The 21,333-nt window shown below is 75.3% G+C and carries 19 protein-coding genes and 1 riboswitch; of the genes, 9 read left to right on the top strand and 10 right to left on the bottom strand.

The genetic code is table 11. The features are described from left to right. Complete coding sequence (locus tag GXP74_RS10255) at positions 1–1,368, top strand: DUF58 domain-containing protein (protein ID WP_182451183.1); 1,368 nt, start codon at positions 1–3, stop codon at positions 1,366–1,368. Further along, the gene (locus GXP74_RS10250) at positions 1,365–3,842 is read left to right on the top strand and encodes a DUF3488 and transglutaminase-like domain-containing protein (protein WP_182451182.1); all 2,478 of its coding nucleotides are present in this window, start codon (positions 1,365–1,367) and stop codon (positions 3,840–3,842) included. The genes GXP74_RS10255 and GXP74_RS10250 overlap by 4 nt, the downstream gene beginning before the upstream one ends. Positions 3,843–3,925: 83 nt before the next feature. Here GXP74_RS10250 and GXP74_RS10245 read toward each other — a convergent pair whose 3' ends face one another. From GXP74_RS10245 to GXP74_RS10225, 5 genes are all read right to left on the bottom strand, one after another. Next, positions 3,926–4,312: a DUF3040 domain-containing protein gene (locus GXP74_RS10245; RefSeq protein ID WP_182451181.1), complete on the bottom strand. Its 387-nt coding sequence runs from the start codon at positions 4,310–4,312 to the stop codon at positions 3,926–3,928. A gap of 330 nt (positions 4,313–4,642) precedes the next feature. After that, positions 4,643–5,395, bottom strand: a complete 753-nt coding sequence (locus tag GXP74_RS10240; protein WP_182451180.1) for a methyltransferase domain-containing protein — start codon at positions 5,393–5,395, stop codon at positions 4,643–4,645. Positions 5,396–5,458: 63 nt separating this feature from the next. Then, positions 5,459–5,968, bottom strand: coding sequence for an SAV_6107 family HEPN domain-containing protein (locus GXP74_RS10235; protein WP_370468543.1), 510 nt, complete (start codon positions 5,966–5,968; stop codon positions 5,459–5,461). Between the two features lie 261 nt (positions 5,969–6,229). After that, positions 6,230–6,922, bottom strand: coding sequence for a bifunctional 2-polyprenyl-6-hydroxyphenol methylase/3-demethylubiquinol 3-O-methyltransferase UbiG (locus GXP74_RS10230; RefSeq protein WP_182451178.1), 693 nt, complete (start codon positions 6,920–6,922; stop codon positions 6,230–6,232). A 490-nt stretch (positions 6,923–7,412) separates the two neighbouring features. Further along, positions 7,413–8,780: an MFS transporter gene (locus GXP74_RS10225; protein ID WP_225447838.1), complete on the bottom strand. Its 1,368-nt coding sequence runs from the start codon at positions 8,778–8,780 to the stop codon at positions 7,413–7,415. Between the two features lie 283 nt (positions 8,781–9,063). Between GXP74_RS10225 and GXP74_RS10220 the strand changes: the two genes are divergently transcribed. Both GXP74_RS10220 and GXP74_RS10215 read left to right on the top strand, forming a co-directional pair. Next, positions 9,064–9,690 (top strand): TetR/AcrR family transcriptional regulator, encoded by a 627-nt coding sequence (locus GXP74_RS10220; protein WP_182451176.1) that lies wholly within the window; start codon positions 9,064–9,066, stop codon positions 9,688–9,690. Between the two features lie 11 nt (positions 9,691–9,701). Next, positions 9,702–11,150: an NAD(P)/FAD-dependent oxidoreductase gene (locus GXP74_RS10215; RefSeq protein ID WP_182451175.1), complete on the top strand. Its 1,449-nt coding sequence runs from the start codon at positions 9,702–9,704 to the stop codon at positions 11,148–11,150. A 19-nt stretch (positions 11,151–11,169) separates the two neighbouring features. Here the strand turns inward: GXP74_RS10215 and GXP74_RS10210 are convergent, their stop codons facing one another. Beyond that, positions 11,170–12,141, bottom strand: a complete 972-nt coding sequence (locus tag GXP74_RS10210) for a hypothetical protein (RefSeq protein ID WP_182451174.1) — start codon at positions 12,139–12,141, stop codon at positions 11,170–11,172. 61 nt (positions 12,142–12,202) lie between these two features. Beyond that, positions 12,203–13,120 carry a methylenetetrahydrofolate reductase [NAD(P)H] gene (metF, locus tag GXP74_RS10205; RefSeq protein WP_182451173.1) on the bottom strand — a complete coding sequence of 306 codons (918 nt, stop codon included), beginning with the start codon at positions 13,118–13,120 and terminating at the stop codon, positions 12,203–12,205. A gap of 149 nt (positions 13,121–13,269) precedes the next feature. Here metF and GXP74_RS10200 point away from each other — a divergent pair, with 149 nt between their 5' ends. Further along, positions 13,270–14,439, top strand: a complete 1,170-nt coding sequence (locus tag GXP74_RS10200) for a polyprenyl synthetase family protein (RefSeq protein WP_225447837.1) — start codon at positions 13,270–13,272, stop codon at positions 14,437–14,439. 39 nt (positions 14,440–14,478) lie between these two features. Here GXP74_RS10200 and thiE read toward each other — a convergent pair whose 3' ends face one another. From thiE to GXP74_RS10185, 3 genes are all read right to left on the bottom strand, one after another. Then, positions 14,479–15,156: a thiamine phosphate synthase gene (gene thiE / locus GXP74_RS10195; protein ID WP_182451172.1), complete on the bottom strand. Its 678-nt coding sequence runs from the start codon at positions 15,154–15,156 to the stop codon at positions 14,479–14,481. After that, positions 15,153–15,518: an Rv2175c family DNA-binding protein gene (locus tag GXP74_RS10190; RefSeq protein WP_182451171.1), complete on the bottom strand. Its 366-nt coding sequence runs from the start codon at positions 15,516–15,518 to the stop codon at positions 15,153–15,155. Before GXP74_RS10190 ends, thiE begins: the two co-directional genes overlap by 4 nt. A 63-nt stretch (positions 15,519–15,581) precedes the next feature. Beyond that, a complete protein-coding gene (locus tag GXP74_RS10185; protein ID WP_182451170.1) occupies positions 15,582–16,793 on the bottom strand; it encodes an NAD(P)/FAD-dependent oxidoreductase in 1,212 nt (403 codons plus the stop codon). Positions 16,794–16,858: 65 nt separating this feature from the next. Beyond that, positions 16,859–16,984, top strand: a riboswitch (TPP riboswitch). On the opposite strand from GXP74_RS10185, the gene thiO reads away from it, so the two are divergent. The 4 genes from thiO to pknB all read left to right on the top strand — a co-directional run bounded on the left by thiO (position 16,979) and on the right by pknB (position 21,301). Next, positions 16,979–18,169, top strand: a complete 1,191-nt coding sequence (thiO, locus tag GXP74_RS10180) for a glycine oxidase ThiO (RefSeq protein ID WP_225447836.1) — start codon at positions 16,979–16,981, stop codon at positions 18,167–18,169. (Overlaps the previous riboswitch by 6 nt.) Further along, positions 18,166–18,387, top strand: coding sequence for a sulfur carrier protein ThiS (thiS, locus tag GXP74_RS10175; RefSeq protein ID WP_182451169.1), 222 nt, complete (start codon positions 18,166–18,168; stop codon positions 18,385–18,387). Before thiO ends, thiS begins: the two co-directional genes overlap by 4 nt. Before the next feature lies 1 nt (position 18,388). Then, on the top strand, positions 18,389–19,183 hold the full coding sequence (locus GXP74_RS10170) for a thiazole synthase (RefSeq protein WP_182451168.1): 795 nt from the start codon (positions 18,389–18,391) through the stop codon (positions 19,181–19,183). A gap of 132 nt (positions 19,184–19,315) precedes the next feature. Next, positions 19,316–21,301 (top strand): Stk1 family PASTA domain-containing Ser/Thr kinase, encoded by a 1,986-nt coding sequence (gene pknB, locus GXP74_RS10165; protein ID WP_182451167.1) that lies wholly within the window; start codon positions 19,316–19,318, stop codon positions 21,299–21,301. Positions 21,302–21,333: the final 32 nt, after the last annotated feature.

The following is a 21,333-nucleotide window of genomic DNA, read 5'->3' as shown; positions in this document are numbered from 1 at the left end:
GTGGCGGCCACCCCCGCCTGGCGCTCCGCCCTGAGCGGACTCACCACCCGCGGCCGGTCCTTCCTCGCCGCCGGTCTGACCGCGGTGCTGTGCGCGGTCCTGCTCGGCCAGTCGGCGCTGCTCAGCGTCGGCCTGCTGCTGGCGGTGCTGCCGCTGGCCGCCGCCGCGATGCTGACCCGGACCCGCTACCGGGTCGCCAGCGGGCGGCGGCTCAGCCCCAGCCGCGCCCCGGCGGGCCAGGAGGCCCGGGTGCACCTGCGGGTCGACAACATCTCCCGGGTGCCCACCGGCCTGCTGATGCTGGAGGACAAGGTCCCGTACGTGCTGGGCCCGCGTCCGCGCTTCGTCCTGGACCGGGTGGAGCCGCACGGCCACCGCGAGGTCTCCTACCGGGTCCGCTCCGACCTGCGCGGACGCTATCCGCTGGGGCCGCTGCAACTGCGCCTGGGCGACCCCTTCGGGCTGTGCGAGCTCACCCGCGCGTTCACCGCCGCCGACACCCTGACCGTCGTCCCGCAGGTCCAGGCGCTGCCGCCGGTCCGGCTCAGCGGCGAGTGGACCGGCTACGGCGAGAGCCACTCCCGCGCGGTGGCGCTCGCCGGGGAGGACGACGCGGTGCCGCGCGAGTACCGGCACGGCGACGACCTGCGCCGGGTGCACTGGCGCTCCACCGCGAAGTACGGCGAGCTGATGGTCCGCCGGGAGGAGGCGCCGCTGCGCAGCCGCGCCACCGTGCTGCTGGACACCCGGGCCGCCGGGCACCAGGGCAGCGGCCCCGCCTCCTCCTTCGAGTGGGCGGTCAGCGCCGCCGCCTCGGTCTCGCTGCACCTGCTGGAACGCGGCTACACGGTCCGGCTGCTCACCGACACCGGCGACGCGGTCAGCGGCACCGCCGCCGGCAGCGGCGGCTTCGGCGGGGCCTCGGCCGAGGCCGCCGGGGTGCTGCTGGACGCCCTGGCCATGGTCCGCTACTCCACCGGCAACGGCCTCGACCCGGCCGAGGAGGTACTGCGGCTCGGCGGCGAGGGCCTGGTGGTGGCGCTGCTCGGGGACCTGGAGGACGAGCAGCTGGCCGGGCTGGCCCGGCTGCGGCGACGCACCTCGTCCGCGCTGGCGATCCTGCTGGACGGCGACAGCTGGACCCTGCTGCGCGGCGCGGGCACGCTCCGCACCACCTCGGGGGAGACCGGCGAACAACGCTCCGAACGGCAGACCCGGCTGCTCCGCGAGGGCGGCTGGACCGTGCTGCACGCCCGCTCCGGCGACTCGCTGCCGGACCTGTGGCGGCAGGCCGACCGGGCTTCGGCCACGAACCAGGGCTCCTACACCGGGCCCGGGTCGTACTGGATGGGGAGGGACCAGGCGTGAACGGCCGCACCCGAATCGCACTGCACGCGGCGAGCGCGACCCTGCTCACCGCGATCTGCCTGTGGCCACTGGTCACCCCGGCGGACTGGCTGGTCCAGGCCGCGCTGCTGGTCGCGGCGGTCACCGGCGCCGGTCTCGCGCTGCGGCGGCTGGGCGTGCCCCAGCTGCTGGTACCGCTGTTCCAGCTGCTGGTCCTGCTGCTGCTGCTCACCCTGGGCTTCGCCCAGAGCAAGGCGTTCCTGGGCGTACTGCCCGGGCCGGCGGTCTTCACCCAGCTCGCGGACCTGGTCAACAGCGGCATCCACGACATGGGCCAGTACGCCACCCCGGCGCCCGCGCATCCGGGGCTGAGCCTGATCCTGGTCGGCTCGGTGACGCTGATCGGGCTGCTGGTGGACACCCTGGCGGTGACCTTCCAGCGGGTGGCGCTGACCGGCCTGCCGCTGCTGGCGCTGTACTGCGTCGGTACCGGGCTGCACAGCTCCGGGCCGGGCTGGCTGTGGTTCCCGCTGGCGGCCTGCGGCTACCTGTCGCTGCTGCTGGCGGAGGGCCGGGACCGGCTGTCCCGCTGGGGGCGGGTGTTCCACGGCAGTCCGGGGACCGTGGTCGGCACCCCGGGCGGCCACCCGCTGAACGCCACCGGCTACCGGATCGCGAGCATCGGCGTGGTGATCGGCCTGCTGCTGCCGGTGGCCCTGCCCTCGCTGGGCAACGGGCTGCTGGGCAAGCTCGACGGCAGCGGTTCGGGGCTGGGCGGCAACAGCATCGCCACCCCGGTCGACCCGCTCGCCTCGATCGCGCAGACCCTGAACCAGGGCACCAACCAGACCGTGCTGACCTACACCACCACCTCCACCTCGCGGGTCGACCAGTACCTGCGGATCGTGGACCTGGACCAGTTCAACGGCGTCGCCTGGACCACCGGCAAGTCGACGGTGGAGGACCTGCCCAAGGCGCTGCCCGCCCCCGACGGGCTGGGCCCGGGGATCCCGCAGGGCAGCATGAGCACCACCGTCACCACCTCGTCCAGCTACACCCAGCAGTGGCTGCCGATGCCCTACCCGGCCATCTCGGTCCAGGTGTCCGGCGACTGGAAGTACGAGCCCGAGGGGCGCACCCTGATCGGCGGCACCGGCGCCACCACCGCCGCCGGGCTGAAGTACACGGTGAGCAGCCTGGTGCTGGACCCGACCAACCAGCAGCTGACGGACGCCCCGGCGCCGTCGGCCGCGATGCTGAAGACCTACACCGCGCTCCCGGCCGACCTGCCGCAGCTGGTCCGCACCGACGCGGCGTCCGTCACCGCGGGCGCGGGCAGCGCCTACGCCAAGGCGGTGGCGCTGCAGAACTGGTTCACCAACACCGGCGGCTTCAGCTACAACACCTCGGTCTCCGGCGACACCGGCTCCAACGCCATGGCCGAGTTCCTGAAGAACAAGCAGGGTTTCTGCGTGCACTTCGCGGCCACCATGGCCGCGATGGCCCGGGTCCTGGGGATCCCGGCGCGGGTGGTGATCGGCTTCACCCCGGGCGTCGAGCAGCCCGACGGCACCTGGGTCGTCGGCACCAAGGACGCCCACGCCTGGCCGGAGCTGTACTTCGCCGGGATCGGCTGGCTGCGCTTCGAGCCCACGCCGACCATCGGCGTCGCCCCGGGCTACTCGGTGGAGAGCAGCACCGGCACCACCGCCCCGCTGCCGACCGGCACCGCCACCGCCCCGGCGGCCACGGCCACCGGGAAGCCCACGACCAACCCGGGCTGCCCCCGGGCCGAGGGCCGGGCCGGCAACTGCGGCAGCGGCCGGACCGACACCGCGCAGGGCGGCACCCAGGCCGCCGGCGGGACCAGTCCGCTGGCGCTGGCGCTGATCGCGCTGGCGGCGCTGCTGCTGGTCCTGCTGCTGGTCCCGATGCTGTGGCGGCTGAACACCCGCCGGGCGCGGCTGCGGCCGCACCCGCCCGCGCAGGCGGCGCCGTTCGAACTCAGCGAGGAGCAGGTGCTCGCCGCCTGGCGGGAGATGATCGACTCGGCCTGGGACCTGGGCATCCCGCCGGACACCGGGGAGACGCCCCGGCGCACCGCCGCCCGGCTGGCGGAGCTGGGCGACTTCGGCGAGGAGCAGCGGGCGGCGCTGGGGCGGGTGGCGCTGGCCACCGAGCAGGTGCTGTACGCGCCGACGGCGTCCGCGCCGCTCTCGCTCCAGCAGGACGTGCGCACGGTGCGGTCCGGCCTGGCGGCCTCCGCCGACCGGCGGACCCGGATCCGGGCGGTGCTGCTGCCGCCGTCCGGGGTCCGGGTGAACCGGCGGGTGCGGGCGGCGGTGCGGGGGTTCGGCCAGCGGCTGCTGGGAGCGGTGCGCACGGCCGTGCGGCGCGCGGTGGGCGACCCGCTGCGGGCGGTGGGCCGGGGTACCGCCGCCGGTCTGCGGCGGCTGCCGCTGCCCGGCCGCGGGAACCGGAACGACACCGACTGAGCGGGCGGGGCCGCGCGGCGGCCCCGCCCCGGCGGGTCAGCGCTGGGTGCGGGGCCGGTCGCGGTTCGCTTCGGCGGGCGGGGCTACTGGCCGTCCTGGCGGCGCTGCCAGCGCTGCTCCATCCGGTCGACCACGGTGGCCCGGTTGGTCCGGCGGCGGCGCTGCGGGGCGCCGGTACGGGGGTCGGCCACGCCGAGTCGGGGGGCACGCCGCCAGCTCACGGCGGCCAGGGCGGCGCAGCCGACCATCACGACCAACCCGACCACGCTCAACCAGTCGTGCTTGGTGACCGCTCCGCCCGCGAGCAGGGCGACACCGACGACGAAGCCGGCAGCGGCACCGTAGACCGTCCGGCGGGTACGGGCCCGCAGGCCGGTACCTTCGAGCGCTGTCGCGAACTTGGGGTCCTCGGCGTACAGCGCTCGCTCCATCTGCTCGAGCAGACGCTGCTCGTGCTCCGAGAGCGGCACGTCGTCCTCCTCCTCTGGTCGCCGCAGCGACCACCGCCGTCCCCGTCAGGACGGACAGTCTCATCAGGATAGGCGCGGAGTCACCTCCGGGGTACCCACCCCACTGCACACCGCCGCCGCCATGACCAGGCACATACTCACGAGTAGCGGACTGCTTGATCCTGCGGATCCCGCTGTGTTCCGTATGCCCCGGCCACTGGGCCGTCATGCCTTACCTGCTTCACCCGAATCATACGTTCTGACCGGGGGTTTCGGGGGGGCGCCCGGTGACCGACCGCAGGGTGGACGGCCCTGTGGACGATCTTGTGCCCGGCCCCCCGAAAGCCGTGGTCAGAGCAGTTCGGCGAGCAGGTGGATCTGGGTCGCGACGGCGTGGAAGGCGGGCTGTTCGGCGGCGGCCTGCTCCAGCGCGAGCAGCGCCTCCAGCGCGCCCGGCTCGGTGTCCACCAGGACGCCGGGGACCAGGTCCGCGAAGATCCGCACCCCGTGCACCGAGGCGGTGCGCAGCCCGGCCGCGTCGGCGAGGCCGCGGAGCTCCTCCACGGTGAAGCGGCGCGGCATCGGGTCGCTGTCGCCCCAGCGCCCGGCCGGGTCGGTCAGGGCGTTCCGGGCCTCGCCGAAGTGCCCGGCGATGGCCCGGGCGAGCACCACCCCGTTGCGGTTGGCCGCGAGCAGGCTGACCAGCCCGCCCTTGCGCAGGGCGGCGGTCAGCTGGCCCAGGGCCTCGGCCGGGTCGTCCACCACCTCCAGTACGCCGTGGCAGAGCACCGCGTCCACGCTGCCGGGCTCGACCAGGTCGGGCAGGGTCTGGGTGTCGCCCTGGAGCGCCTGGACCAGGTCGGTGACCCCGGCCTCGGCGGCCCGGCGCTCCAGCGCGAACAGGGCGTCCGGGCTGGGGTCGACCACGGTGACCCGGTGGCCGAGCCGGGCCACCGGCACGGCGAAGTTACCGGTGCCGCCACCGGTGTCCAGGACGTCGAGCACGGGACGGCCGAGCTCGTCGGCGCGCCGGGTCAGGGCCTCGCGCAGCACCTCCCAGACGACGGCGGTCCTGAGGGAGCTGCGGGGACGCGTCGGGTACACGGGGTCTGCTCCTCGGCTGTGGCTGCGCGGTCGGCCCCCACTGTACGGCGTGCGGGTGGCCGTTCAGCCGGTACGGGGCATGCGGTTCGCCGGGGTGTCCGCGGCCGTCCCCGGATCGGGCTCGGCGGGGGCCGGGCGGCCCCCCGGATCGAGCGCCAGCAGGCGCTGGACCAGGCGGAGGAAGAGCGCGGTGTTGCGGATCAGGTCGTCGGCCTCGCGGGCGGTCGCCGCCGAGGCGATCCCGGCCTCGGCGGCGGCCCGTTTCGCCGCCCCGGCCGCGTAGTAGACCGCCCACTCGGCGAGCTCCGGCGCGACCTCGGGCAGGACCTCCCAGGCGCTGCGGATACGCTTGCGCCTGCGCGGGTTCTGCTCCGGACGGCCGCGCACCGCCAGTACCGCGGCGGAGGCGCGCAGCGCCGCCAGGTGGGCGGTGGCGTAGCGCTCCAGCGGGCCTTCGAGCTCGCGGGCCTCGCGCAGCCCGCGGTGGGCCTGCGCGAGCAGGTCGAGCGCGGCCGGCGGGGCGCCCGCCCGCCGCAGTACCGGGTGGATGTCGGACGGCCGCCGGTACGGCACGGCCGCCCCGCCCGCGGCGGAACCGGGGCCCGCGGCGGTACCGGCCGCCCCTCCTGTGCTTCCCGTGCCCGTGGTGGTCTGCAACGGCAGCAGCAGCACCTGCGCCGTGGAGTTCGCCTTCTCGCCCATGGTCGTTCAGCCCTCCCGTACGGTGACGTCAGCCAGCGGTCGACGGAGCCCTCCGGCCCCTCACCGACATGCTGCACCCCGCCACTGACAATCCCGTCCGGGAGGACGAACCACCAGGTCAGCGGCCTACATCTAGAGCGGGACGGCGCGTACCCAGGTGTGGTCGGGCGTGAGGTAGACGTCCACGGCGAGGTCCGCCTCGGCCAGGGCGGCCTCGAAGGCCTCGGCGGTCAGCTGCCGGGAGAGGAAGGTCTGGCTCCACTCGGCGTCCGGGTAGACGTACTCGACCCGGATCTCGCGCACGCCCGGGGAGACCTCGGGCGCCGAGACCAGCCGGTGGACGCCGCCGTCCACGACGGCCTGCACCGGCAGGCTGTCGTACCGGTTCGGGTCCTCGGTCTGCCGCTGGATCAGCACGCAGCCGCCGTCGGCGACGTAGCGGCGGCAGGTCCGCAGCAGCCCCCGGCGGACCTCCAGGTCCCCGGCGTGGACCAGGAAGGACCCGAGCAGCACCACGTCGAAGCGCTCGTCCAGCTCCAGCGTCTCGATCGAGCCGCGCACGGTGCGCACGCCGCGCACCCGTTCCAGCATCTCGGCCGACTCGTCCACCGCCGTGACCGTGAACCCGCGCGCGGCCAGCGGATGGGTGACCCGGCCGACGCCGCAGCCGAGTTCCAGGATGGTGGCGCCGGCCGGGACCGCCGCCGCGATGACCTCCGGCTCGTCGCCGACCGGAATCCGTTCGTAGAGTTCGACGGAGCAGCCGTCGGGGGTGATCGCCCCCGGGCCGGTTCCGCGGTAGCCCGCTCGCACTCGTTCGCTCATGGCCCCATGCCATCACGCGGGTCGCGACCGCGGAGCGGTATCGGCGAGGTGGACGCGGCGGTTCCGGTGGCGGGTGCCACCGCCGGAGAACGTGGGCGGCGGTCGGGCACCGGCGGGGGTGTCCCCCGCCGGGCCCGACCGCCGCCCCTCCCCCCGTACCCGGTTTCCCCCCGGTCCCCGGGTCCCCCTGTTGGTCGTGCCCGGCCGGGCAACTGCTCCGCCGCCCCGTGTCGGCGGTGCAGTGCCGGGCCGGCCGTGCGGACCCGCGGTCGGACCTGCCCCCGTCGGACGTCCGGTGCTCCTTCCGGAACCCCGCAGCGTCCGCTGCCGTCGACCGCCTACCCCACCCGGATGGTGAACGCTGCGGGCCTCGCGGCCCCGTGTCCTTCCCGGTGACCACCACTGTGCCCGCCACGGGGTCGGCGGGGTATCCGTACGACTACTCATCCGTTCGCGTGGGTAGCCCCGGGTACGCGTACTCAGGCGCGGGTCAGCGGCGGACGGCCGCTCCGCGCGGCGGCCGGATCAGGGTGAGGATCAGCGTCAGCGCGGTCGCGATCAGCACCGAGCCGACCCCCATCGCACTGGACACGCCGTGCGCGAACAGCGCGTGCGCGGTCTCGCCGGGCGCGGGGTGGCGGGTGGCCGAGCTGAACACGGTGAGCAGGATCGCGGTGCCCAGCGCGCCGCCGACCTGCTGCATGGTCTGCAGCGTCCCGGAGGCCGCGCCGGACTCGGCCGGGCGCACGCCCGCCAGGATGGTCAGGCTGAGCGGGACCATGGTGAACCCGGCGCCGATCCCGAACAGCACCATCGGCGCCAGCACGCCGGGGGCGTAGGGCGTGGCCGCGCCGATCCGGGTGAGCAGCAGCAGTCCGGCGAGGATGCACAGCGGTCCGCCGATGAGGAAGTACCTGGTGCCGAAGCGGGGCACCAGCCGGGGCGCGATCCGGGCCCCGGCGAAGATCAGCACCGCCAGCGGCAGGAAGGCGAAGCCGGTCCGCAGCGGGCTGTAGCCGAGGACGAGTTGCAGGTACTGGGTGACGAAGAAGAACATCCCGAACATGGAGGCGGCGGTGAGCAGCATGGCCAGGTAGCCACCGCCCCTGACCCGCTGGCTGACCAGGTGCAGCGGCAGCAGCGGCTGCGGGCTGCGGGTCTCGACCAGCAGGAACAGCGCGACCAGCAGCGCCGCCGCGACGAAGCAGCCGATGGTGACCGGGGCGCCCCAGCCGGAGGTGGCGGCCCGGATGAAGGCGTAGACCAGGGTGCCGGTGCCCAGGGTGGCGAGGACCGCCCCGGCGATGTCCAGCCGGTTGCGGTGCCGCTCCGGCTCGCGGATCAGCCGGGGCGCGAGCAGCACCACGGCCAGTCCGAACGGGACGTTGATGAACATCACCGAGCGCCAGGAGAAGTACGAGGTGAGCACCCCGCCGAGGATCATCCCGACGGCCGCGCCGCCGGCCGACATGCTGGAGAACAGCCCGATGGCGCGGGCCCGGGCACCGGCCTCCTGGTAGGTGCTGACGATCAGGGACAGGGTGCTCGGGGCGGCCACGGCCGCGCCCACGCCCTGTACCGCCCGGGCGGTGAGCAGTTCCCAGGGGGTGGCGGCCAGGCCGCCGAGCAGCGAGGCGAGGGTGAACAGCGCGATCCCGGCGGTGAGCAGCCTGCGGCGGCCGAGGATGTCGCCCATCCGGCCGCCGAGCAGCAGCAGGCCGCCGAAGGCCAGCAGGTAGATGTTCTGCACCCAGGACAGGTTCGCGGTGGAGAAGTGCAGGGTCCGCTGGATGCCGGGCAGGGCGATGGAGACCACGGTGGCGTCGACCACCACCATCAGCTGACAGGCCAGGATCACCGCCAGGGCGAGCCCGGGCCGGTGCCGCCGCTGGTCCGGTATCCGGGACGGTGGTGGGGCTGGTGCGCCGCGTGGTGGCCCAGACTGGGCTGATTCGAACTCGCGACCCAATTCACCCGGTTCGCCGTCTTCGGATCGGATACCACTCGGGGTGATGATGTTCTCGGACATGGCTCTCCCGTACGAGGTCATGACGAAGGAGGGGAACGTAAGCGGAGACAATCTCCGGTTCCACCGACTACGATACGGAGATAGTCTCCGGTTATCAACCCTGGGATGAGGCATGAACGAAGCCGACGCGCGCCGCACAGCCCCGAAGGCCGCGCGCCCCCCGCGCCCCATGCGCGCCGACGCCCGCCGCAACTACGAGCGGCTGCTGGCGGTGGCCACCGAGGCCTTCAGCGAGTCCGGCGCCAACGCCTCGCTGGACGACATCGCCAAGCGCGCCGAGGTCGGCCCGGGAACCCTCTACCGGCACTTCCCCACCCGGCAGGACCTGCTGGAAGCCGTGATGGAGCAGTGGATGCAGTCGGTCCTGGCCGAGGCCGAGCCGCTGCTCGACTCCGCCGACCCGGCCGAGGCGCTGGCGGTCTGGCTACAGCGGCTGATCTCCCACGTCGCCGTCTTCCGCGGCCTCGCCGCCGCCACCCTGCTGCCCTCAGGCGCCAAGGACCAGAGCCCCGGACGGGTGCTGCACACCACCGCCGAGGAACTGCTCACCCGGGCCCAGCGGAGCGGCCAGATCCGCACCGACGTGACCGTGATCGAGGTGCTGACCCTGGTCAGCGGCATCACCTGGGCCTGCGACAGCGGCAAGCCGGTCAACCCGGTGCGCCTGGTGGAGCTGGTCATGGACGGCCTGCGGACGCACCCGGCCCTCCCGGTCGGACCGGCCCCCGCCGCCACATAGGATCGCTTCCCATGGCACAGATCGTCGTCATCGGCGCAGGAATGGGCGGGCTCGCGACGGCGGCGCGGCTGGCCACCATCGGCCACCGGGTCACCGTGTGCGAGGCCGGGCCCACCCATGGCGGCATGGTCGGGCAGTACCAGCGGGACGGCTTCCGCTTCGACACCGGGCCCACCCTGCTCACCCTCCCCGCCGTCTACCGCGACCTGATGCTGAAGACCGGCCGCACCCGGCTGGAGGACGAGGTGGAGCTGCGCCCGGTCGACCCGGGCAGCCTGCACCTGCTGCCCGACGGAACGCGGTTCGAGCTGGCCAACGCGTCCCGGGCGAAGGTGGTCCAGGCGCTGGACGACGCGCTCGGCGCGGGCGCGGGCACCCGTTGGGGCGAGCTGCTGGAGCGCGGCCGGGGCGTGTGGGAGGCCACCCGGCGCCCGCTGCTGGAGGAGCCGCTGCCGGACGACCCGACCCCGCTGCACCGCGACCCGTACCTCCCGGCGAAGCGCCGGCGGCTGCTGGGACGGCCGGTGTCCACCCTGGCCGAGGTGGCCGCGCGCGAGCTGCGCGACCCCCGGCTGACCGCGCTGCTGGACGAGTACGCGCTGCGCTCGGGCATCGACCCGCGCCGGGCCCCCGCCTCGCTGACCGCGCTGCCGTACATGGAGCAGAGCTTCGGCGTCTGGTACGTCACCGGCGGCATCCGCGCCCTCGCCGACGCCGTGCGGCGGCGCTGCGAGCAGCGGCGGGTGGAGCTGCGCTTCGACGCCCGGGTGGAGCGGGTGCTCGGCCGGGAGCGGGTCGAGGGCGTGCTGCTGGCCGACGGCACCCGGCTGGACGCCGAGGTGGTGATCGCCGGGGCCGATCCGCGCGGCTTCACGGCCGGGGCGGCCGCGCCCGCCGCGCCGGACGACACCCCCGGCCGGCTCACCGTGCTGCTGGCGCTGCGCGGCGACCGCCCCGACGGCGTCCCGCACCGGACGGTGGTGCACGCCGCCGAGCGCGAGGACGAACTGGACGCGCTGTTCGGGCCGGACGCCCGGCTGTCCGCCCGGCCGACCGTGCAGCTGCTGCGCCCGGACGACCCGACGCTCGCCCCCGCCGGGCACGAGGCGGCGCTGCTCACCGTCACCGTCCCCGGCCAGGCCAGGTACGACTGGACCGTGCCCGGGCGGGCCGACGCCCACGCCGACGCGGTGCTCGCCCACGCCGCGCCGGAGCTGCGCGCGCGGCTGCTGTGGCGGGAGGTCCGCACCCCGGCCGACACCGAGCGGGAGACCGGCGCCCCCGGCGGCGGCGTCCCGGGCCCGGCGCTGGCCGGGGCGGACGGCGCCTTCCTGCGGACCGCCAACCGCACCGCGCTCCCCGGCCTGTACCTGGTCGGCGGCGGCGCCCACCCCGGCGGCGGGCTGGCCCGGGTCGGCATGTCGGCCACGGTGACCGCGGAGCTCGTCGGGACCCCGTAGCGGCGGGGCCGGGCCGCCGTCAGCCGTAGTTCCAGGGCTCCGGCTCGGCCGGGTACGGCTGCGGCGGGACCTGCTGCCGCGGGACCTGGTAGTCGTACTGGTAGGTCCCCAGCGGGTCGTAGCCGACCGCGTCGTACTGCTCCGGGGACGGCGGCTGCTGCTGGTAGTACCCCTGCTGGGCCTGGGCCGCCGGGTCGTAGCCGTACCCGGGGACGGCGGCCGGGTCGGCGTAGTAGCCGTCGGGCTGCCCCGGGAACGGCGGTTGGCCCTGCTGCTCGGCGTACTGCCGGGCGTACTCCGCCGCGTACTCCTGGGCGTACTCCGGCGCGTACTCCGGCGCGTAGGGCTGCGGGTAGGCCTCCGCCGGATACCCCTCCGGCTGCGGAAACGGCTGCGGGTACGGCTCCGCGTACTGCTGGGCGTACGCCTGCGGGTACTCGGCCGGATAGGGCCGGCCGTAGGGGCCCCCGGCCTGCTCCGCCCCCTGCGGCCGCCCGTCGTGGGCCTGCGCGGCGTACGGCTGCTGCCCCTCGTGGGGCTGCGACTCGACGAGTTCCAGCTCCGGCTCCGCGCCCGGTCCGGCCAGGACCGGCTCCGGGGCGTCCTCGACCGACCCGATCGCGCCGACCCGCTCCGCCGGGGCCGAGCCGTCCGGCTCCGGCCGCTCGGCCGCCGGGAAGACCCGGTCCAGCAGCGGTACCCGGCCCAGCGGCCCCGGCAGCGCGCCGTCCCGGCCGCGCAGCGACCAGTGCGGTCCTTCGCCGCGCTTGACCGAGCGGGTGACCAGGCCCTGCCCCGCGCCGAAGGCCAGCACCCCGCCGCCGACGATCACCGCCGAGCCCTGGTGCACCCCGGCCACCAGGGCGAGGAAGCCCAGCAGCGCCAGCCCCCGCCAGTGCGCCGGGGCCCGGTGCTGGAGCAGCAGCTCGCCCAGCAGCCACAGCGCCACCACCGCGAACGCCGCGTAGAGCAGCGCGAGTCCGATGTTCATGGCGGTACCTACCTCAGGGGCTCAGCGGGGCGCGTGACGTACACCCTACCGAGGGAGCCGTTCACTCCCGGCTGTGCAGCCCGAGGTTCTGGTAGATCTCCGAGGTGGCCAGGGAGAAGTTCATGGTCATGAAGTGCAGGCCCGGGGCGTCCTCGTCGATCAGCCGACGGCACATCGCGGTGGCGTGCTCGATGCCGATCGCCCGCACCGCCTTCGGGTCGTCCTCGGCCGCGAGCATCCGGTCGACCAGCTGCGACGGCAGGACCGCGGTGCTGAGCGTGGGGATCCGCCGCAGCGAGCGGACCGTGGTGATCGGCATGATCTCCGGGATGATCGGCGTCTCGCAGCCGGCCGCCGCCACCCGGTCGCGGAACCGCAGGTAGTCGTCGACGTCGAAGAACATCTGGGTGATCGCGTAGTCCGCCCCGGCCCGGCACTTCTCCACGAAGTACCGGATGTCGCTGTCCCAGTCGGGCGAGCGCGGGTGCATCTCCGGGAAGGCCGCCACCCCGACGCAGAAGTCGCCCGACTCCTTGATCAGCCGGACCAGCTCGGAGGCGTAGCCGACCCCCTGCGGGTGCTTCACCCACTCCCCCAGCGGGTCCCCCGGCGGGTCGCCGCGCAGCGCCAGCACGTTGCGCACGCCCTGGTCCGCGTAGTGGCCGAGGATGTTCCGCAGCTCGGCGACGCTGTGGTCGACGGCGGTCAGGTGGGCGACCGGGGTGAGCGTGGTCTCCTGGGTGATCCGGCCGGTGATGTTGACGGTACGGCCGCGGGTGGACCCGCCCGCGCCGTAGGTCACCGAGACGAAGGTCGGCGACAGCGACTCCAGCCTGCGGATCGCGGTCCACAGCCCGACCTCGGCCTCCGCGCTGCGCGGCGGCATGAACTCGAAGGAGTAGGAACGGGTGCCCGACGCCAGGAGATCCCGGATCGAGACCGCGCGGTCGGTCCTGGTGCTGGGGATGCCGAGAGCCATAGATGCAGGTTATCGGTCGCGGCGAGGGAATCTGAAACAAACGTCCAACTACTGATACGGCGCTGCTCGGGGGCTACCGGGGAGGGGTCCGCCGCGGCGCGGGAGTCGGGGGTTACGCTGGTTTTCCTCGTACCGCTCGGAGACTCCCCGTGCCCCTCACCCGCACCGTCCACGGCCCGGACACGCTCGCCCCACCGCTGCCCGGCCCGACCGCCGCCGTCCCCGCCACCGCCAACCCGATGGACGAGGAGCGGCTGCGGCAGCGGGTCGACGGCGCGCTGGCCGGTTTCCTGGACCGGCAGCAGGCGACGCTGGAGGCGATCTCGCCCCGGCTGCTGCCGGTCGCGGCGACGCTGCGGGACTTCCTGCTCGACGGCGGCAAGCGGCTGCGTCCCGCCTTCTGCTACTGGGGCTGGCGCGGCGCGGGCGGCTCGCCGGACGCCGAGAGCGCGGTCTCGGCCGCCGCCGCGCTGGAGCTGCTCCAGGCCGGGGCGCTGATCCACGACGACCTGATCGACCGCAGCGACACCCGGCGCGGGCTGCCCTCGGTGCACCGGCGCTTCGCGGCGCTGCACGCCGCCGAGGGCCGCCGCGGCGACGCCGCCCGCTACGGCGAGGCCGGGGCGGTGCTGATCGGCGACATGCTGCTGATGTGGAGCGACGAACTGCTCTCGGACTGCGGCCTGGAGCGGGAGGCGGTGCGCCGCGCCAAGCCGCTGTTCGACCTGATGCGGACCGAGGTGACCGCCGGGCAGTACCTCGACGTGCTGGAACCCACCGCCCGCCGGGACGAGCCGGACGGCGGCGACCCGATCGAGCGCGCCCGTACGGTGATCCACTACAAGTCGGCCAAGTACACCGTCGAACGCCCGTTGCAGATCGGCGGGCTGCTGGCCGGGGCCGATCCGGCGCTGGTCGCCGCCTACGGCGCGTTCGGGCTGCCGCTCGGTGAGGCGTTCCAGCTGCGGGACGACCTGCTCGGGGTCTACGGCGACCCCGCCGTCACCGGCAAACCGGCCGGGGACGACCTGCGCGAGGGCAAGCGCACGCTGCTGGTCGCCGAGGCCCTGGCCACCTGCTCGGCCGCCGACGCCCGGCTGCTGGAGGAGCTGCTCGGCGCGCCCGGCCTGGGCCGTCCGCAGGTGGAGGCGCTGCGCTCGGCGATCACCCGCAGCGGCGCGCCGGAGCGGGTCGAGGCCCGGATCACCGCGCTCCTGCACGAGGCGCTGACCGCGCTGGACGACGCCCCGATCCTGGCCCCGGAGGCCCGCCGGGTGCTGCACCGGCTGGCCGCCGCGGCAACCGCCCGCCGCTACTGACCGGCGGTCGGCGCCCCCGGTCCGGGGGCGCCGACCGGATCAGCCGCGTTCGCGCAGGCGGCGGGAGAGGTCGGCGGCGGCCGCGTGCGGGTCGGCGGCCGCGGTCAGCGCGCGGACCACGACGATCCGGCGCGCGCCCGCGTCCAGCACCCGCTCCAGGTTGTCCTGGTCGATGCCGCCGATGGCGAACCAGGGCCGGGCGGTGGCCTGTTCCTGCTCGGCGGTCCGCTTGGCCGCGTACGCGACCAGGCCGAGGCCCGGGGCGTGGCGTCCCGGCTTGGTCGGGGTCGGCCAGACCGGGCCGGTGCAGAAGTAGTCCACGCCGGGCTCCAGCAGCGCCGCGTCCACCTCGGACTCGGCGTGGCAGGAGCGGCCGATCAGCACGTCCGGGCCGAGGATCGCCCGGGCGGCCGGGACCGGCAGGTCGTCCTGGCCGAGGTGCAGCACCTCGGGCCGGGGGCCGAGCGCCGCCCGGGCCGCGTGGGCGACGTCGGCCCGGTCGTTGACCGCCAGCAGCCGCCCGTGGCGGCGGCAGGCGTCGGCGAAGACCTCCAGGTACTCCAGCTCCTGCCGGGCCTCCAGGCCCTTGTCCCGCAGCTGGACGATGTCCACGCCGCCGGACAGCACCGCGTCCAGGAACGGGGCGAGGTCGCCCTGCTCCCGGCGGGCGTCGGTGCACAGGTACAGCAGGGCGTCGCTCAGGGCGCCGACGGTCACAGCGCCATCGCCTGCGCGCGGCGCTTCACCTCGGTGCCCCGGTTCTCGTTCAGGGCCTGCGCGGGCGTGCCCGGCAGCGAGGGGTCGTCGGTGAACAGCCACTCCAGGGCTTCCTCGTCGCTGAAGCCGCTGTCGCGCAGCAGCGTCAGCAGGCCGCAGATGCCCTTGACGGTGCCGTTGGGGCCGATGAAGGCGGCGGGGACCTGGAGCGCGTTGTTCTCGCCCCGGCGGACGCCGATCAGGGTGCCGTCGTCGACGAGACGGCGCACCTTGGTAACCACCACCCCCCACTGCTCGGCGATGTCGGGGATGTACATCCAGGCGGGAATCAGGGCGTCAATCTTGGGATCAATCTGGCTCACACCCCACAGCCTGCCATCCCCGGGGGCCCGCGCGCACCACGAAGGCCGGGCGGGGCGTCCCGGTCAGCCGCCGACGGCCTCCTTCAGCGGGACCGCCGGGTCGGCCGCGCGGACCCGGTCGACCGGCGTCGCCCGCTCGACCAGCCGCCGCCCCTGGGCCAGGTCGCGCGGCCGGTCCACGGCCAGCAGCGCCACCGGCACGTCCCCGCGCAGCCACAGCGCGCTCCACCCGGGCCCGCCGGGGTCGCCGCGCCACAGCAGCTCGTCGCCGGGCCGGTGCTGCCCGGCGTACTGGACCATCCGGCCGAACTGCTCGGACCAGAAGTACGGCACCGGGTCGTAGCGCTCGTCCCCGCCGAGGGCGTTGGCCGCCGCCACCTCGGGGCCGCGCATGGCGTTGTCCCAGTGGTGCACGGTGAGCCGGGTCCGGTAGCGGTCGGACGGGAAGGAGGCGCAGTCGCCGACCGCGAACACCCCGTCCGCGCTGGTCCGCAGCCGGTCGTCGGCGGCGACCGCGCCCCGCTCGTCCAGGGCGATGCCGGAACCGGCGAGCCAGCCGGTCTCGGGCCGGGCGCCGATCCCGACCAGCACCACGTCGGCCGCCAGCTCGCTGCCGTCGGCCAGCAGCACCGCGCCCGCCGCGAAGCCGCTGACGCCGGAGCCGGTGCGCAGCTCGACGCCCGCCCCGGCGTACCAGGCCCGCATCGGCTCGCCGACCTCCGGCGGCAGCGCGCCCGGCAGCGGGGTCGCCGCGGCCTCGACCACGGTGACCGCGCAGCCCAGCTGCCGGGCCACGGTGGCGGCCTCGGCGCCGATCCAGCCCGCGCCGACGATCACCACCCGGGCCCCGGGGCGCAGCGCCGCCCGCAGCGCGACGGCGTCGTCGTGGGTGCGCAGCAGGTGCGCGGAGGCGGGCTGGCCGGGCAGGCTGACCGGCCGGGCGCCGGTGGCCAGCACCAGCCGGTCGTACTCCAGCTCCAGCTCCGGCCCGGTCCCGTCGCCGGGCGCGGTGCGCACGGTGCGGCGGGCCGGGTCGACGGCCAGCGCCCGGCGGCCGAGCAGCAGTTCCACGTCGAGCTCGGCGTAGTCCACCTCGAAGCGCGAGTGCTCGGCCTTGCCGAGCAGCACGTCCTTGGACAGCGGCGGCCGGTCGTAGGGCTCCCGCGGCTCCGCGCCGACCAGCCGCAACTCCCCCTGGTAGCCACCTCCGCGCAGCGCCAGCACTGTCTGCATTCCGGCCGTTCCGGCCCCGACCACGACGATTCGTCGCACCATCGATCTGCCTCCCCCACTGCTCGGACTACCCCGTCACTGTACGTGGGACAGCCGGACTACAGTGGAAAGGCAATCACGGGAGCCCGGCGAACCGGGCTGAGAGGCGGGCAACCGGGCCGACAGGCCCCGGCCCGCGACCGTCCGAACCTGATCCGGATCATGCCGGCGAAGGGAGCGCGAGAATCGTGGCACGCGTCCGTACCGGCCCCACCGACGTGCTGGTCGTCGGCGGCGGCATCATCGGCCTGGCGGTGGCCTGGCGCAGCGCCCAGCGGGGTCTCTCGGTGACCGTGCTCGACCCCGATCCCGGACGCGGCGCCAACCGGGTGGCCGCGGGCATGCTCGCCCCGGTCACCGAACTCCAGTACGGCGAGGAGGAGTTGCTGCGGCTGGGGATCGCCTCCAACGAGCGGTACGCCGCCTTCGCGGCCGAGCTCGGCCAGGCCACCGGGCTCGACCTGGGCTACCGCGCCTGCGGCACGCTGGCTGTGGCGCTGGACGCCGACGACCGCGCCGAACTGCGGGAACTGCACGCCTTCCAGCAGCGGCTCGGCCTGGAGGCGCAGTGGCTGACCGGCCGCGAGTGCCGTCGGCTGGAACCGATGCTGGCCCCCTCGGTCCGGGGCGGGCTGCTGGTGACCGGTGACCACCAGGTCGACGGCCGCCGCCTGGGCACGGCGCTGCTGGCGGCCTGCGCCGGGGCCGGGGTCGCGCTGCACCCGTCCCGGGCGGCCGAGCTGACCGTCGAGCGCGGCCGGGCCACCGGCGTCCGGGCCGAGGACGGCACCCTGCTGACCGCCGGGCAGACGGTGCTGGCGGCCGGTAGCTGGTCCGGCGAGCTGCCCGGGATCCCGGCCGAGGCCCGGCTGCCGGTGCGGCCGGTGAAGGGGCAGATCCTGCGGCTGCGGATGGAGACCCGCTTCGACCGGCCGTTCCTGTCCCGCAACGTCCGGGCCGTGGTCCGCGGCGGGCACCTGTACCTGGTGCCGCGCGCCGACGGCGAGCTGGTGGTCGGCGCGACCACGGAGGAGCAGGGCTTCGACACCACGGTCACCGCGGGCGGGGTGTACGAGCTGCTGCGCGACGCGCACGAGCTGGTCCCCGGGATCACCGAGCTGCCGCTGCTGGAGACCGGCGCGGGGCTGCGCCCGGGCACCCCGGACAACGCGCCGCTGCTCGGCCCGACCGCGTTGCCGGGCCTGGCCGCCGCGACCGGGCACCACCGCAACGGGGTGCTGCTCACCCCGGTCACCGCCGACGCCCTGGCCGAGTACCTGGGCACCGGCGTCCTGCCCGCGGTGGCCGCGCCGTTCAGCCCCGGCCGGTTCGCCGAGCCGGTCCCCACCGCCCGCACGCTCACGGAGGCCGTCCGATGACGCAGCTGTCCACGTCCCTGTCCATCCGCGTCAACGGCGAGGTCCGCGCGGTGCCCGCGGGCACCACCCTGGACCAGGTCGTGGCCGGGCTCAGCGCCGCGCCGACCGGGGTGGCCGCCGCCGTCAACGAGACGGTGGTCCCGCGCGGCGCCTGGGCCGCGACCGAGCTCGCGGCCGACGACCGGGTGGAGATCCTCACCGCCGTCCAGGGAGGCTGACATGGCTGACGACACGCTCACCATCGCGGACCGGGTCTTCACCTCCCGGCTGATCATGGGTACCGGCGGCGCCCCCAGCCTGGACGTGCTGGAGCAGGCGCTGCGGCTGTCCGGCACCGAGCTCACCACCGTGGCCCTGCGCCGGATCAACCCGGCGGCGCGCGGCTCGGTGCTCGACGTGCTGCGGCGCAACGACATCCAGGTGCTGCCGAACACCGCCGGGTGCTTCACCGCGGGCGAGGCGGTGCTGACCGCCCGGCTGGCCCGGGAGGCGCTGGAGACGAACTGGGTGAAGCTGGAGGTGGTCGCCGACGAGCGCACCCTGCTGCCCGATCCGATCGAACTGCTGGACGCCGCCGAGACCCTGGTCGACGACGGCTTCGTGGTGCTGCCCTACACCAACGACGACCCGGTGCTGGCCCGCAAGCTGGAGGAGGTGGGCTGCGCGGCGGTGATGCCGCTGGGCTCGCCGATCGGCTCCGGCCTGGGCATCCGCAACCCGCACAACTTCCAGCTGATCGTGGAGCGGGCGCGGGTCCCGGTGATCCTGGACGCCGGGGCGGGCACCGCCTCCGACGCCGCGCTGGCGATGGAGCTGGGCTGCGCGGCGGTGATGCTGGCCACGGCGGTGACCCGGGCGCGGGAGCCCGCGCTGATGGCGGACGCGATGCGGCGCGCGGTCGAGGCCGGACGGCTGGCCTACCGCGCGGGCCGGATCCCGCGCCGCTTCCACGCCGAGGCCTCCTCGCCGACGGCCGGGATGGCGTCGTTCGACCCGGAGGCGCCGGACTTCTGACGCGTCGCCGGGTCCCGGGCCGCGGCCACCGTCACCATCCGGTGGTGAGCGGGTGACAACCGGGCGACAACGCGCCCCCGCGGCGGCTCGGGCGCTGCCTGCGGCGACGCGGCAGGCACTAAACTCCCTGGGATGGACACGACCGTGCACGACCCCCTCCTCGGGCGGATGCTCGACGGCCGCTACCGGGTCGAGCACCGGATCGCCGCCGGTGGCATGGCCACCGTCTACCGGGCCATGGACACCCGGCTCGACCGCGTGGTCGCGCTGAAGGTGATGCACGCGGGGCTGGCCGCCGACCCGGACTTCACCGCCCGGTTCATCCGCGAGGCCAAGGCCGTCGCCCGGCTGTCGCACCCCAACGTGGTCAACGTCTTCGACCAGGGCAGCGACCAGGGCGTGGTCTTCCTGTCGATGGAGTACGTGCCCGGCTGGACGCTGCGCGACCTGCTGCGGGACCGGGGCGCGCTGAGTCCGCGCACCGCCCTGGACATCCTGGAGCCGGTGCTGGCCGCGCTCGGCGCGGCGCACCGCGCGGGCCTGGTGCACCGGGACGTGAAGCCGGAGAACGTGCTGCTGACCGAGGACGGCCGGGTGAAGGTCGCCGACTTCGGCCTGGCCCGGGCGATGACCGGGGAGAGCTCGGTGACCACCGGTCAGGTGATGGGCACCGTGGCCTACCTGTCGCCGGAGCAGATCCAGCAGGGCGACACCGACCCGCGCACCGACGTGTACGCCTGCGGGGTGATGCTGTTCGAGATGCTGACCGGCAGCAAGCCGCACACCGGCGACTCCCCGATGCAGGTCATCTACCAGCACCTGAGCACCGACGTGCCGCCGCCGTCCACGCTGGCCCCGGGGGTGCCCCCGGAGCTGGACGCCATAGCGGTCGCCGCGACCTCCCGCGAGGCGGCCCGCCGGCCGCCGGACGCGGTGGCGCTGCTGGCGGTGCTCCAGCAGGTCCGGCGGGTACTGGCCCCGGCCCAGCTGGACGCGGAACCGCCGTCCACCGCGGACGCCACGCTGCACCTGCGGCTGGCCGCCCCGGCGGCGGAGCGCACCAGCGTCCTGCCGCCGGTCGCGGCGGCCGGGCAGATGAACCACGCCCAGCTCAACCACACCAGCGTGATGCCGGGGCTGCACGAGCTGCCGCCGGACCTGATCATGCCCAGGCGCGAGGAGCCGGAGCGGTTCGACCCGCCCGCCTCCCGCCGGGCCGCGCCGGGCGGGCGGTCCCGGCGGCGTCCGCGCTGGATGCTGCCGCTGGGCGTGGTGGTGCTGCTCGGCCTGGTCGCCGGGGCGGCGACCTGGGTGCTGAACGGCGCGCTGTACCTGACCCTGCCGAGCCTGGCCGGGCAGGCCCAGAGCGCGGCGGCGCAGACGCTGCGCGCGGACGGGCTGACCGTCTCGGTGAGCCAGCAGTTCAGCCCGAACGTCCCGGTCGGCCAGGTGATCGCCAGCGAGCCGGTCTCCGGCACCCGGGTCCGCAAGGACTCCTCGGTGGTGCTGGACGTCTCCAAGGGCCCGAACCGGCCCGCCGTCCCGAACGTGGCCGGCAAGTCGCTGGCGGCGGCCAAGCAGGCGATCACCGGCGCCGGACTGGTCGTCGGCCAGGTCACCCAGCAGCCGAGCGGCGTCCCGGCGGGCGACGTGATCAGCACCGATCCGGCGGCCGGGACCAAGGAGCAGCCGAACACCGTGGTCGACCTGGTGGTCAGCAACGGGGTCCCGCCCGCCTCGCTGCCGAACGTGGTCGGCGAGCCGGTCGCCCAGGCCATGGCGGACCTGCGCGCGGCCGGGTTCGCCGCCCAGGTGAACCCGGTCTACGTGAACTCCGGTGTGGCGGCCGGTTCGGTGGTCAGCCAGAGCCCGTCCGGCACCTCGGCCCCGGCCGGTTCGCCGGTCTCGCTCACGGTGTCGGACGGCCCGGTGCAGGTGACCGTGCCGGACGTCACCGGGGACGACGAGGCGCAGGCCCGGGCGGCCCTGACGGCGGCCGGGTTCGCGGTGAAGGTGCACAAGTTCATGCCCTTCGGCGACCCGACGGTGGCCACCGAGGACCCGAGCGGGGGCGCCCAGGCGGCCCAGGGCAGCACGGTGACCATCACCCTGTTCTGACCGGCGGCGGTCGCCGGGGGGCTGAACGGCGG

The organism is Streptacidiphilus sp. P02-A3a (genome assembly GCF_014084105.1).
Taxonomy (GTDB): domain Bacteria; phylum Actinomycetota; class Actinomycetes; order Streptomycetales; family Streptomycetaceae; genus Streptacidiphilus.
Note: the sequence above shows the minus strand (reverse complement) of the source record. Positions and strands in the feature narration are given on the sequence as shown.

Excerpts from the sequence above, each read along its gene's own strand:
- GXP74_RS10230 (WP_182451178.1), bottom strand. The coding sequence starts at position 6,922 with ATGAGCGAACGAGTGCGAGCGGGCTACCGCGGAACCGGCCCGGGGGCG.
- GXP74_RS10220 (WP_182451176.1), top strand. The coding sequence starts at position 9,064 with ATGAACGAAGCCGACGCGCGCCGCACAGCCCCGAAGGCCGCGCGCCCC.
- GXP74_RS10215 (WP_182451175.1), top strand. The coding sequence starts at position 9,702 with ATGGCACAGATCGTCGTCATCGGCGCAGGAATGGGCGGGCTCGCGACG.
- GXP74_RS10210 (WP_182451174.1), bottom strand. The coding sequence starts at position 12,141 with ATGAACATCGGACTCGCGCTGCTCTACGCGGCGTTCGCGGTGGTGGCG.
- metF (WP_182451173.1), bottom strand. The coding sequence starts at position 13,120 with ATGGCTCTCGGCATCCCCAGCACCAGGACCGACCGCGCGGTCTCGATC.
- GXP74_RS10185 (WP_182451170.1), bottom strand. The coding sequence starts at position 16,793 with ATGGTGCGACGAATCGTCGTGGTCGGGGCCGGAACGGCCGGAATGCAG.
- thiS (WP_182451169.1), top strand. The coding sequence starts at position 18,166 with ATGACGCAGCTGTCCACGTCCCTGTCCATCCGCGTCAACGGCGAGGTC.
- GXP74_RS10170 (WP_182451168.1), top strand. The coding sequence starts at position 18,389 with ATGGCTGACGACACGCTCACCATCGCGGACCGGGTCTTCACCTCCCGG.
- pknB (WP_182451167.1), top strand. The coding sequence starts at position 19,316 with ATGGACACGACCGTGCACGACCCCCTCCTCGGGCGGATGCTCGACGGC.